This window comes from Bacteroidota bacterium, from assembly GCA_016722565.1.
In the GTDB taxonomy this organism is placed as follows: domain Bacteria; phylum Bacteroidota; class Bacteroidia; order 2-12-FULL-35-15; family 2-12-FULL-35-15; genus 2-12-FULL-35-15.
Genome location: JADKIU010000002.1, coordinates 243,034 through 255,816, shown reverse-complemented (window position 1 = coordinate 255,816; position 12,783 = coordinate 243,034). Strand labels below are relative to the sequence as shown.

General features: G+C 35.1%; 15 protein-coding genes. 6 read left to right on the top strand and 9 right to left on the bottom strand.

Annotated elements, in window-relative coordinates; genetic code table 11:
* Nucleotides 1-159: 159 nt before the first annotated feature.
* Nucleotides 160-423, top strand: a complete 264-nt coding sequence (locus tag IPP64_06455) for a hypothetical protein (protein MBL0329051.1) — start codon at nt 160-162, stop codon at nt 421-423.
* Here the strand turns inward: IPP64_06455 and IPP64_06450 are convergent.
* The 9 genes from IPP64_06450 to IPP64_06410 all read right to left on the bottom strand — a co-directional run bounded on the left by IPP64_06450 (nt 413) and on the right by IPP64_06410 (nt 9,756).
* On the bottom strand, nt 413-1,123 hold the full coding sequence (locus tag IPP64_06450; protein ID MBL0329050.1) for a T9SS type A sorting domain-containing protein: 711 nt from the start codon (nt 1,121-1,123) through the stop codon (nt 413-415). The genes IPP64_06455 and IPP64_06450 overlap by 11 nt on opposite strands.
* Before the next feature lie 150 nt (nt 1,124-1,273).
* A complete protein-coding gene (locus IPP64_06445) occupies nt 1,274-2,251 on the bottom strand; it encodes a T9SS type A sorting domain-containing protein (GenBank protein MBL0329049.1) in 978 nt (325 codons plus the stop codon).
* A gap of 29 nt (nt 2,252-2,280) precedes the next feature.
* Nucleotides 2,281-2,484 carry a T9SS type A sorting domain-containing protein gene (locus IPP64_06440; GenBank protein ID MBL0329048.1) on the bottom strand — a complete coding sequence of 68 codons (204 nt, stop codon included), beginning with the start codon at nt 2,482-2,484 and terminating at the stop codon, nt 2,281-2,283.
* 106 nt (nt 2,485-2,590) lie between these two features.
* A complete protein-coding gene (locus tag IPP64_06435; GenBank protein MBL0329047.1) occupies nt 2,591-3,556 on the bottom strand; it encodes a phage integrase SAM-like domain-containing protein in 966 nt (321 codons plus the stop codon).
* Between the two features lie 288 nt (nt 3,557-3,844).
* Nucleotides 3,845-6,175 carry a CAP domain-containing protein gene (locus tag IPP64_06430; protein MBL0329046.1) on the bottom strand — a complete coding sequence of 777 codons (2,331 nt, stop codon included), beginning with the start codon at nt 6,173-6,175 and terminating at the stop codon, nt 3,845-3,847.
* A 57-nt stretch (nt 6,176-6,232) separates the two neighbouring features.
* A complete protein-coding gene (locus tag IPP64_06425) occupies nt 6,233-6,973 on the bottom strand; it encodes an energy transducer TonB (protein MBL0329045.1) in 741 nt (246 codons plus the stop codon).
* A 151-nt stretch (nt 6,974-7,124) separates the two neighbouring features.
* Entirely contained in the window at nt 7,125-7,601 is a 477-nt protein-coding gene (locus IPP64_06420; GenBank protein MBL0329044.1) for a hypothetical protein, read from the bottom strand.
* Nucleotides 7,602-7,642: 41 nt separating this feature from the next.
* On the bottom strand, nt 7,643-8,131 hold the full coding sequence (locus IPP64_06415) for a hypothetical protein (protein MBL0329043.1): 489 nt from the start codon (nt 8,129-8,131) through the stop codon (nt 7,643-7,645).
* Nucleotides 8,132-8,199: 68 nt separating this feature from the next.
* Nucleotides 8,200-9,756 carry an amidohydrolase family protein gene (locus IPP64_06410; protein MBL0329042.1) on the bottom strand — a complete coding sequence of 519 codons (1,557 nt, stop codon included), beginning with the start codon at nt 9,754-9,756 and terminating at the stop codon, nt 8,200-8,202.
* Between the two features lie 324 nt (nt 9,757-10,080).
* On the opposite strand from IPP64_06410, the gene speD reads away from it, so the two are divergent.
* Genes speD through IPP64_06385 form a run of 5 tightly spaced genes read left to right on the top strand, consistent with a single transcriptional unit; the run spans nt 10,081 to nt 12,781 of the window.
* Nucleotides 10,081-10,431, top strand: a complete 351-nt coding sequence (gene speD / locus IPP64_06405; protein MBL0329041.1) for an adenosylmethionine decarboxylase — start codon at nt 10,081-10,083, stop codon at nt 10,429-10,431.
* A 6-nt stretch (nt 10,432-10,437) separates the two neighbouring features.
* Nucleotides 10,438-11,094 carry a DUF4178 domain-containing protein gene (locus IPP64_06400; protein MBL0329040.1) on the top strand — a complete coding sequence of 219 codons (657 nt, stop codon included), beginning with the start codon at nt 10,438-10,440 and terminating at the stop codon, nt 11,092-11,094.
* A 6-nt stretch (nt 11,095-11,100) separates the two neighbouring features.
* Nucleotides 11,101-12,366 carry a DUF4178 domain-containing protein gene (locus IPP64_06395; protein ID MBL0329039.1) on the top strand — a complete coding sequence of 422 codons (1,266 nt, stop codon included), beginning with the start codon at nt 11,101-11,103 and terminating at the stop codon, nt 12,364-12,366.
* The gene (locus IPP64_06390; protein ID MBL0329038.1) at nt 12,356-12,541 is read left to right on the top strand and encodes a hypothetical protein; all 186 of its coding nucleotides are present in this window, start codon (nt 12,356-12,358) and stop codon (nt 12,539-12,541) included. The genes IPP64_06395 and IPP64_06390 overlap by 11 nt, the downstream gene beginning before the upstream one ends.
* Before the next feature lie 24 nt (nt 12,542-12,565).
* On the top strand, nt 12,566-12,781 hold the full coding sequence (locus tag IPP64_06385; protein MBL0329037.1) for a DUF350 domain-containing protein: 216 nt from the start codon (nt 12,566-12,568) through the stop codon (nt 12,779-12,781).
* Nucleotides 12,782-12,783 lie beyond the last annotated feature (2 nt).

The window sequence follows — 12,783 nt, the reverse complement described above, 5'->3', positions numbered from 1 at the left end:
AGGTATAGGAGGCGTTTTTTTATATAGTTAAAATTGTATTCTCAATTCAAGAGATATACAATTGGTAAGCACTAAACTAAATAAAATCTTAAGAGAACTTTCAAAAGAACTCGCAAATGAGGTCAGCCGTGAGGTAAAGGACGAAATGCGAGCATATTTATGGACAGAAATACGAACTGCAATAAAGGATGTCCTTATAAAAGAGGAAATCTCTTTGGTTCAGCAACTGGCTTTCTATCAATGGAGCAAATTCAGAAAAAATATCATATTAGCAAAGCGACAATTTGCAAAAAATGCAAAAAACACAAAGTGGAAAGACTGATTTCAGGAAAGTATAAACTAATTAACGAATTTCAATTTTTAGAAGCATTAAAACAAAAGGAAGATGCTCCTGCTTTTATTAAAGCATTAATTAGTGTTTAATAAACCTCTGTCGACTGATTTTATTTTCTGATTTTACCTGAACGATATACAAACCTATCGACAAATCTGAAATATTCAGTATCGTATTCTGTCCGTTGGTTTCAGTTGAAAGCATTGTTTCACCAAGCATATTATATATCTCAATTTCTCCTTTCTGAAAATTGGTATTAAACTCTATTGTTAAATTGTCTGATGCAGGATTCGGCTTAGTTTTGAAAAGTATTTCTTGAATTGTAGACTCTACAATACCAACTGAACAATTAATTGGTGGAAAAATAAGTGCCGAACAAGGAGTTACAGTTTGACATCCTGTAGTAGATGGTAATATTGTTGCTAAGGGTTCATGATAAATATTAAATTCGCTATTGTTTGCATCAGGCAAAATAATAAGCGTACCATTATCTTTTATAAAGTACATGTCAAATATAGCACAGGAAGGAGAATTGGTAATATATGTACACCCAGGGTTAATGTATACAAAACGACATCCCGCAAATTTTAGAGTGTCATAGACAATTGTATTAGGTCCACATAAATAGATACCTTCTGTACTTTGTGTAGAATCAAGGACAGATGTAGTATAAGGATAGAAAATGGTATTCATGGTGTAAGTTCCCTGATTACATGAATCAGATGGAAAAATCTGACCCTTTATTGACAAGTTCATAATGATGAAGAATAAAAACAGAGAATTTTTCATAGTATTTAGTTTTAAAAACATTATTACTACAAAGTTAGTCATAATGGGAAGACACAAAAATAAATGATTTCTCAATTTTATACATGTCTACCGACAAAGACTCTCGTGTTTAAAATGATATTTTACTAAAATAATTTTGTAAGGAAGGAGCTAGTCTTTAATAATGACAAGCTTATCACTTTGAACAAGTTGATTATTTAAAATAATCGTATAAAAATAAATACCACAATTGAGCAGTTCAGTATCTATATTCGTTTGAGTAGCTATACTATTTAATTGGTAGCTTTTAATTAATTTTCCAGTAATGTCATAAATCTGCATTTCAGCATTATCATTTGCCTTAAGTTGGTATTCAAATGACATATTTCCATTATTAGGATTTGGAAAAAGTTTAAACGGCTTTTCTTTTTGATTCTCTCCAATCCCAATGTCTATAGGACAACTGACCTTAACCAAAGATACACTATCTATATAATAATATGCAAAATCACCACCTCCAGAATTTACTATTATAGGCGTTGCAGCAGCATCACTTTTATAATTACCAATTGTTATATATTGTTCGCCACCTTGAGCTCGAAAAATGGCTTCCACTTTATACCAACCACTAGTATCAGCTATTCCAGAAGCATCATAATAATTGATTTGTGGCGTATAAGGCATTAAGCAAGTATAACAAGTAGAAACCGCAGAAGAAGAAAAATACGCTCCTATGTTTGTAATACTATATTTATAATTATCCGCAATAGAAACATAGCAAATTAAAGAATAACATGTATCAGCAACTAGAGGACTTGTTAATGGCACCTGAATATATTCTCGAGCATTTAAACCAGAAGGTCCTGCAAACATAACGAAACCTGCATAAGCATTGCCATCTTTAGCATTCTCTTTCCCAAATCCATTGATCGGAACTCCATCAGCCCCTGGGGATGCACATGAATTAAAATAATCCGAAGATGAATTAGATGGATCAGTCCATGGGGGTGAATAATATATTTGACCCGCGCTAAATGGACAAGTATCATATACTTCAAAACTGTAATTGGGTACTAAATTTTGGGCATAACTACAACTTGCAGTTATGCCCAAAACAATTGATATAAATATGAAACTTAGTATTTTCATTGGTATTTGACTGACACTAAGTTACGCATTTATTTTATGATAATTAATTTATCGCTTTGAACAGTTTTGCCATTCACTTTAATTTCATATAAATAAACTCCGTTATCTAGTCTGTTTTCATTTATGTTAATCTTATTTTCGGAAGCATTTAAATAATAATTGCTGATTGTTTTGCCTGTAATATCATAGACCAGCAGAACTGCTTTATCAGTTGGAGCAATTGCATATTCCAAGATCATACTTCCATTATTAGGATTAGGAAATAATTTGTAAGGTTTATCTTCAGAAGTTGACTGGTTCGAATTTTCGACTGAACGTTTTTCAGCTTCTTCGCAGTTATCAATAAATAAAATTGTCCGTTTTCTTTTGCCTAATTTTTATCATCAATTGTCCATTCTCTCTAAAAAAGCTGAATTTGCTTAATCGGCATAAATCCGAAAACCGCAAACCGCAATAGCAATTAAAAACATAAATATCTCTTACTTTATCTTCCATACTTCCTTCTTCCAGTTGAGCATTTTTAATTGCTTCAATTTCCTCCCAAGTTGTATAAACCATATCTGCCTCTTCCCATTCAGCTTTTACAGTCTTGTAGTTCATATTTTTAATATAGCCTTCATTTAAAGCAGCATTTATGAATTGCTTTAAGATTTTTATATTTTTCGCAATAGAATTCTTTTTATAATGAACGTATTCGCCATTAAGTAAATATGTAGCATTAAGCAGGTAAGATTTAAAACGCTCCACAAATCTTGCGTTTATTTCGTCAAACTCAATAACCTTAGTAGGGACAAGCAAGTCGCTCTTCCTTCTCTCGTTTCTTCCTAGGCTGAAGTATTTCTTAATTGTTGTCTCAGAACACAAACCGAAAGCTATAATGATATTTCTCTTAGTCTGTAAAAGCGCACTTATAGTTTCTGGTGAACGATCTCCCTTGGTTGTGATATGATAATCAATAAATGCAATAAAGTTGTTAGTAACGTCTATTTCATCTGGAACGCATTCGCCTATTTTAAACTGTTTATTAATCTCTCTTTGGATTTCATCGGCATACAGCCACTTGTTAGACATCTTTGTATTATAAACGGTGGCAACAATAGCCTCCGAAAGCGATTTTAATCGCTTATTGAAGTCTGCCTGCTTTGGATGTGAGGGATTTGCCTTTTGATTGGGTTTTGACCAATACTTTGGCTCTATTTTCAATCCAGTATCTATTTTATACCTTTTGTTCTTCAGGAAAAAATTTGCAATCACTTTTTGAGGTGTGTTTTCCTTTAAATTTCGAAGATGAAAATTAATATTCATGGTTAATTTTTTTATATTTACTTCGAAAGTAGGACGAGAAAGAGTGATTTACCAAATCAATTTATTCACATTTTCCCGTGGACGGTTTGGTGGACGGTTTTCGATAAAACCATGATTAAACTACGATTATCAAAAAAATTAAAAAGCTTCAAAACGACTATTATTATTGAGTCACAGCGAAACCAGAAGTTTTTAAAAAAGCTTCTCTGTTAGCCGTCCAGACCGCTCAAAATGCAAAAGTCCTTCATAGCAATATGAAGGACTTTTTTGTTTTTATCCTATTCTCACCTACCTCACATCATTTTTATTAATCGTACAAAACTCCTTTTTAATCTCCGGCAAACGCATCAACTGAAAATTATCTTTATCAATCCAGTTATAAAAACGTTGAATATTCATGTTCTTGGCTTTAGTCAAATATTTTTGCCACTCGGCATTCCCTCCTGTTTCATTTCGATTGCCGGCATAGGTTTTTACATATAAAAACAGAAGATCTTCATTCTTGGTTTCATTCACAAACGGATGTAACATATCCAATGTCCATGAATAACGGCCATAAAAATTGAATAACAATCCGAGTTTTAATGCTTCGGTTTCTGTTATCTGTTGCTTCTCAAAATAGTTTTTGATATAGGTTAAGCTCGGGTTGATTTTATCATATTCGTGTCGAAGCCAATGGTGATAGGCTGAAATGATATGATAATTCAGCCACATTTTACGAACTAAACTTGAATCCGCTTTATTTTTCATCAGATAGGATGCACTCATTTTCTTTTCCAACTGTTTCACCGGCATCAATGTATCCATATAATCACTCATAAATTTTAAGGTCATAATACACATATTAAATTGCAAGGGCGCAAAAGTGGTATCAACGTTCATTGCTTTCAAAGCCATTTGTCGTGTTTCATGTGTATATATCAATTCCGGATCAAAAGTAGCTAGAGCAATAAAATTGGTCCAATGAGGCAGAAATTTTTTATCAAAAGGCAAACTAACTTGAGTAATATCAGCATTCGAAATTTGATTTCGGAAAACCGATTGCAACAATTTGTTCTGGTATTTAAATGAACGAAGTGAATCTCCTGAAGCAACCGCTTTTTTATATGCTCCTAAAACTAATTGTGGGTCGGATTGGTCATTTACAATGGCTTCTAATTGAATGGTGATTTTTGCAATCCGTGTTTTACGAAGCAGATAATCTATTGAATCCAAAACAATCCTATTCTTGAGTGCTTCCTTTATTTGTTCTTGCGAAAGTGTTTTCATATACGCAAACTTTCCATTCTCAATCTGTTTATAAAATTCTTCCCAATTTTCCTTCGATTCAATTTCTACACCTGACAGCTTTCCTGTAGTTTTAATAATTTCATTCTTGATGATTTCTGCTCGCTGTGCCTGCAGTTTCATGTTTATTTGTGTGCTTCCTTCTACCGAACTAAACGTTTTAATACTTACTTCTTTAATAAATGGTTTATATATTTGCAGTTTCTTATTCAATTGTTGCTGTTGCTTTTCACTCAATTGCGTTTTGCCTCGTTCAAATTGAATATTGAATGTCAATTCCCCATTGAACGTATCTACCGGAATCTTTTCATTCTCCAATTCCATCCATTTGGGATACAATTGCAATACTTTCAAATTTTCTCCGGGCACATTGATGGGCCAAACATAGGTGCATGAAAAATTTTCTTTTACAAACCCATAATTAATTTCATGTGTATAGGCATCAAATATTTTAGGAATAGCACACAATGTTGCATAAAAATTTTTATCACCAAAGGCTTGATTCTTTTTAAAGATGTCTTTAAAATAAACCGGCTTGAGCATTGTTCCATCATAAACTTCTGATCCGTGCAATAAGTTATTATTAGCACAAACAAACTGTTCACGCAACACCACATCAAAATAAATACCATCGGTAGGTTTGCTAAAAAAGCGTTTTAGGGCCGGGAAATCTTCTGAAGAAATGTACAATGAATCACCCCCATAAATTAAATGTAGGTTCCCCACCAACTTAGCATATTCATCGCTATTAAAACAATCACATACTTTTTGATTGGTAGGTTTTATACCATACGAGTCGAGCGGGCTTTCCAATCCTTTGTGTTGAATGTATGGTTTTGCAGAAAAAACTTGAGCACAATACAAAGAGCTACTGTCTGCTGAAAAATAAAATCCCAAACCTGATACATCATAACCTGGAGCGATCATGTTTTTATAATGTCTTGGAGAGTTTTTCCACCCTAAAAACAAAGCTTGTGCTGCTTCCTCATAGGTTTTTGCAATAACGAGTTCACGAGCATATTTTGTTTTCATTGGCTTTTTCAGAAAAATCTGAATGCAATTTTCTCCCACCATATCATGTGTCCCTTTGTAAAATTCAACACGCTTATGAGGTGTTTCTTTCCCTTTTATTTTTTGGTCGTGCCCTACCTTAAGTGTTGCATGCATGTAAGCAGCTTGGTCTTTGGCAGCCAATTTTAAAACATCATCCGAAAAGAGTTTACCGAATCCCTTTTCTGCTCGTAAAGCATTAATTTTTTGATAAAAAAGTGACTCTATCTGAGCATAGTTAATATTGGAAAGCGGAATTTCCTGCGAAGCAGTTTGACCCATGAGGGAGCATGAGTAGAGAATACTATAAAGAAAAATATAAATTACCTTCATCAACAATTAACGTAACTGAAACTTAATAGGCATATTAAACTGCACGCGCACTGTTCTGCCATATTGAATTCCCGGACTCCATTTCGGCATTGCTTGAACCACCCGCATTGCTTCTTTATCACAATCCGGACATTTTACAAATTCTCTTAGTAGTTTCACATCCGAAATACTTCCATCCTTTTCAATAACAAAGGTTACAAAACTGGTTCCGCTAATTCCTGTTTCTTTTGCTTCCTGGGGATATACAATACTTTTTGCAATGTACATATACATGCCCTGATCACCTCCAGGAAATTCAGGCATGAGCTCTGCTCTGTATGAAAGTGTGGTATCTCTGTTTAAGGTTTGGGAAACAGGAACATATACATTTTCATAACCACCCGGAAAAACAAAATTAATTACTAACGAATCTGTTTCTCCTTCCTCCCAAATCGTCCATTTCCCCCACATGATATCTTTTACATACAACCCCTCCATCGATTTTTGCCCCGATTCAAAATACCGTGTACATTTTCCTTCAAATTTTAATTCCGGTTCAACCCGCCTGCAAGAGGCTTTCATTTTAGGTGTATGAGTTTTAGAATAAAAATCTTTAACCAAATATACTTCCCCTTGCAATTCTGCAACACGATAATAAAATGAAGAGGCTTTATCACACTTTACTCCGTTGTTATAATACAAAGTATCTGTTTGCGCATTTAAAATGGAAGTACTGAATAACAAAATCAGGAATAAGAACTTTTTCATAATCGCTTATTTATTCAAAGATAAGTTTTATGGAGGTGAGATACTAAAGAAAATTTATTTGCGCCCCAGTAATAACTTTCACAACACATTATTATGAAATAAAATTGAAATTTAATAATAAGCTATTGGGAAAACACTCAACGCTGAACCATTACTTCCCAAAAATATAAAAGCAATTCATCCGCATATAAAACACATCCCGATCAACCTTTACATGATCTCTGAAATCTGTTTGAGTAGTCGTAATATAATTTTTCTCATTCGTATCCGACATCCGATACCCATAATTCACCGAACAATCAAACCCAAAACCGGTTTTCTCTGCATATTTTCGAAACCCAAAACCTATACCCGGCTCATTGAATGTGCCTTTTGCCGATGATTGCAAAAACGCCATTGGCCTGGTACCAAAATCATATTCCTCGTACTTATCGTACCACATCGTATATTCCCCAATCTTATCATAGAGGTTAAAATAAACATCCATCTCCGGTCGGCTAAAGGAAAGAAACGTTAATTTATAATCGACATGGAAATACTTTCGGAGTTCGTATTGCGAATACATCCCAACATCTTCATTGTCATCTTCCTCATAACGCCATCTAAACCAGGAATAGTCGACACCCAAACTGTGACGTTTAAAGGCAAGTTCTGTTCCTATCGAATACGTTAAAAAAATACATCCTCAATAATAAAAAAAGAAGCGACTTTACCACGTGCGGCTATTGAAAACGGGTGAAGGGTATCGTATAAAAAAGGCATGTTGGTAGTAATATTTTCCTTTTTACCCTTAGTGGTATAATTTTCAAGGGTTGAATCATTTCCGGTTTCTGTCCAGCGAATCCAAACATCTGTTTTTAAATTTTTTTCATAAAATCCTTCACTTTCTTTTTTTCCACTGGGGAAATAATAGGTGCATTTCCCTTCCAGGTAAACAGGTTCAATGGTTCGGCTAAAAGCCGTCATTTGAGGAATATTGGTGTTCAGGAAATAATCGGTAATGATATAGCCACCATCCGTTTGAGGGTCTGCTATGCGGTAATACACCGCATACCGTTTCTTACAGACTTTCCATTCCTTATTAAAGAAAATGGTATCGCGCTGGGCAAAAGATTGAATCGTAAAGAAAAAGGTGACAAGGACGAGGAGGTATTTCATTACTAATCTATTTACGACCCCTTTGTATTGTTCAGAATCATAGCTAAAATAGTAAAAAAATTAAACCATCAAAACTTCAAATACCGTTTTGCATTCGTTTCAAAAAAATCGTTTTTATACGGAATAAATTTGGGTTCGCTGTAAAACTTAAGATAAGTAGAATAATACACCTGATTTTTGCCTTCCTGAAACAGCATGTGCCAGTCGCTGCCATAAATAATACGGGTTGCAAACTTAGGCTCTGACATAAACAAACGCAACAAACGCTTTTTAAAATTCTCTTTGGCTGTTTCATCAAAACTGCCATCGGGTAATACCATATCATCTAGATAGGCTGCATCACAATAAACATTGGGACGCTCTACACATAATTTAAATACCATGGCCGCATACGAATTGTTCCAGTTGGTTTGAATACTTGTATCATCCTTAATATTTTCAGGAAAAATTTCATACGCCTTAATATGATCGGTATTTCTAACATGACAAAACCAACCTTCAGTGCCTCCACCATGTGCTAAACACAAACGCAAATCAGGAAAATTACGCAAGGCATGGTACCAGTATACCGGACTGGAATTATAACCGGAAGGATAACGTGGGGCAGGATAATGAAAATCGCCTTTCGGATAGGCTTCAAATCCTTGGTTGTTGCAATGTGCGAAAATAGGAATGTCATTTTCGGGGCGACTGCAATATCGAAACAGTTCGGCTATGCGTTTCTGAAATATCGGGTTAGGATCTCCATGCGCACGATAACCTAATGGAGGATAAAACTTAACCCCTTTAAAACCTTTGGAGATGGCCAACTTTACTACCTCCAAACTATTTTCGCGCGAAGGATTAAATGCCACCAAAGCATGCAACTTACCCGGATACTTTTTATCCAACTTTTCCATGTTTGGAATTTGTTGGGTCACAAAATCAAAATACGATTTATGAGTGGTGCCATCTTCTTCCGTGAAAAAATAATCGACATCCATCATCTGGTGCACAAATCGACTCACTCCTTGCGAGTCGCTGCCTTGTATGCGCTTAAAAATTTCTTCTTCACTATTAAGCATAAAAGCAAACCAACGTGCCATGTTGCCTGCTTTTTCAAGACCGCCCATCGCTTCGTCCATCTTTTCAAACACCTCTTTGAGGAGTTTATCCATTAGTAAATTACCTGACTTTAATGCATCAGCCGAATTTTTTCCTAAAGCAACATCACCGAACATTATTTTTTTATCGGCAGATAATGAAAGTGTTTCCTGAAATTCCAACAAGGCATCAGCAATGAGTGGATCTTTTAAATCGTCCAGATTCAATTGTTTGCTCAGGTTACTAATGATTTGATGTTGGTTCAACTCCAACAGTTTAAAAGCAGGATTGAGCAAAAGTGTTTGAATTTTTTCAGCATCTTTTGAATTAAACAGTCCCAAAAATTTGTTGAGCATGTTTTTAAAAACCGCTTTTAATCCTTTTTCGGATTCAAACGATGATTTTGTTTTATTGAGAAGAAACCGTTCCACCCCTCTGGCCATGCGTAACGAAACTTTGTTATTGGAGTAACGTCTGATGATACCTGCAACTGGCAAATACTTCAGATTGAACATGTGAGAGTGAATGTCGGTTGTATTCATAGTTTTTGAGATTACGTGGAAACACAAACTATAAATATCAAACCTTTCGGAAATTACGGGTAAAAAAAAGCCTCCCGAAAAATTTGATATTTTCATGAGGCAGTTATAACGATATATGTCTTACCAGGAGTAGGGCGACACGAAGATAGAAATAAAAAACGAATAGAAACAATAAAAAATCACCCTGTTACCTAGTTACTTAGTTACCTAGTCACTTAGTTACCTAGTCACTTAGTTACCTAGTCACCTAGTCACTTAGTTACATATAAGTCACTCAATCACTTTTTTCCATATATTTACCAAAACGCAAACTCCATTCATTTTTTGTACAAAAAAGGCCTACATCTTATTTCAGAATTTTCGGTGAAAGATCCCGAGGTTTTAAAGGACTGCAAAAAAACAGAAACGTTTTTAAATGCAGTAGTCACTAAAACAGGACTTACAAAGGTGGGTGAAGTATTTCATCAGTTTCCAGATTCCGGATTCACCGGTATCATTTGTCTTACCGAATCACACATCTCTATTCATACATGGCCCGAATTTAACCGAGTAACGTTTGATGTGTTTTTGAGCAACTTCATGAAATACAACGATGATATTGCCGAACAAATTCATGATGAATTGCTTTTATTGTTGGATGCAACCGAAGTAAACACTTCGCGATTAAAAAGATAAGTAACCATGCACGCTGTGAACCTCAACCGTTTTACTTGTCCCGGCTGTTCGGCTCAAACCGAACTATTGCTTGCATTACCACTTTTTATCATCTGCCCTTACTGCGGCAACAACTATCAAGTAAATGCTGACAAAACAGCTGTTGCCACCGGATTGCGTAAACGCGATTTACAGCCCATCAAAACCATTGCATTGGGTGCTACCGGAAAATATCAAAACAAATCATTTACAATCATCGGTCATATACGCAGCATCAACACCAGCTCCATCAATAATGAATGGTTGATGAAGTTTTCGGATGGTACAGAAAAATGGTTGATAGAAAATGTATTCAGCTATTTTGTATACGATACAGATGCCATTGCACTCACGCATGCACAAACAAAAGTGAATAAAATGGGTTCGTCCATCCATGTTAAATCAAAAGCTTATGTAATTTATGATTTAACAAAGCAAGTAGAGTTTCAAATGGACGGACAAATTCCTGAAAATTGTTTTAATGATGAAGCCTATTTTAAATACGAAACCATCAACTGGGAAAGCGGTAATTTATTATCGGTGAATATATATAGTAAAGAATTAATTGAAGGCTTTATGGGAAAAAAGATTGCGCTTGCTGAGCTGGAACTTTCTACCTTAAAGGAATTCGAACAATGGATGTAAATTTATTTGGAACCAACAAGCAACATACCATCAACAACAAAAACGTGTTTTAAATGTAACGCAACGTTTCAGTCGTACCTGAACTCAAATACCTACTCCATCATTTACGGTAAGTGCGGGTTGGTATATACCCAATACGATGGTCCGTTAAACAAAACTACCTTTGCTGCCAAACTCCCTGTAAAATCACTGGATATTCCTTTGGGAACTATCGGTACAATTCAGGGCATTCGCTATCAGGTAATTGCCTATGTTAAAAAATTTGAATACCGCACGATCTACTATTGGGATGAATATACATTGTTTAATCCCATTTATGGTATTGCATATTTATCGCAATACGATGGACATTGGACTTACTTAACAGAAATTTCGGGTTTTGCACCTCCAGCCGGTTTAAAAGTATCATTCGAAAAACAAGACTATGATTTGTATTCGCGTTACCAGGCAAAAGTACATGAAGCTGTTGGCGAATTTCCATTTGCATTTTCTCCTACCGAAACAATAAGTGTGGAAGAGTATATTCAGCCACCCTTTATGGTTTCGAAAGAATATACCACCACCAATATTACTTGGTACAAAGGAGAATATCTATCACCAAGCAGTATTAAAGATGCTTTTTCTTTAAAAGAAATTCCGGATACTGAAGGTGTTGGCATGCTTCAGCCCTATGTCGGGAAATTTAAAACAGAAGGTTTGCGTAACCTCCTGGTGATTTTAACATTGATTTGGGGAATCATGCAATTTTATTTTTCATCGGCTGCACATGAAGAATTAGTATTTAGTCAAACGTATCAAATCACTGATTCGCTTAATAAAAAGGAAATTTATTCAAAGCCCTTTGAATTAAAACATGGCACCGCAAATGCAGAAATAAAAATCACCACCAACATCGACAACAACTGGATGTATACAGCTGTAACATTGGTGAACGAAGCAACAGGCGATTTATACGATGTGGATTTAGAAGCAGAATATTACCATGGTTACGAAGGTGGCGAAAGTTGGAGCGAAGGCAAAAGCTGGATTTCGAAAATTGTATCACAAGTGCCGGAAGGAAAATATTATTTAATCATTTATCCGGATAAACCAACCAACATGTCGTTTGTAAACCTAGGCATATCTGTTACCCGTGATGTATTTGTGATTTCAAACGGATTGCTTATGGTTTTGGTATTGGGCTTGTTCCCTGCATTTTATTTTTACAGAAAAGACAGTTTTGAAAAGAAACGTTGGTATAACAGTAACTATTCTCCGTACGATGAAGATTAATATTATAGATAAAGCAGACTTAAAAGGCTTAAAATATTACCTCTCCTTTGTGGTAATTGTTTTGGGCATTTATATGTATTCGATGATCACTGGCTGGAGGTTTTTGAGCTTCAATGAATCGAGCCATACAAAGGATGCAAAAGGAATACGTACCCGAACCTATTTTCATAAATAATTACGAACTAAAAACTTAAAAAAAATGGAATCATTACACCTACAGTATCTTGTTCCCGCTATTGTTTATTCAATTATCGGTATCCTTATTTTATTTATCTGCTTCTGGATTGTAGAAAAAATTACCCCGGAAAATCTTTGGAAAGAAATCATTGAAAATAAAAACGTAGCCTTGGCGATTATGGCAGCATCGTTTATGATTGCCATTGCCATTATTATTTCATCGGCTATACACGGCTAAAC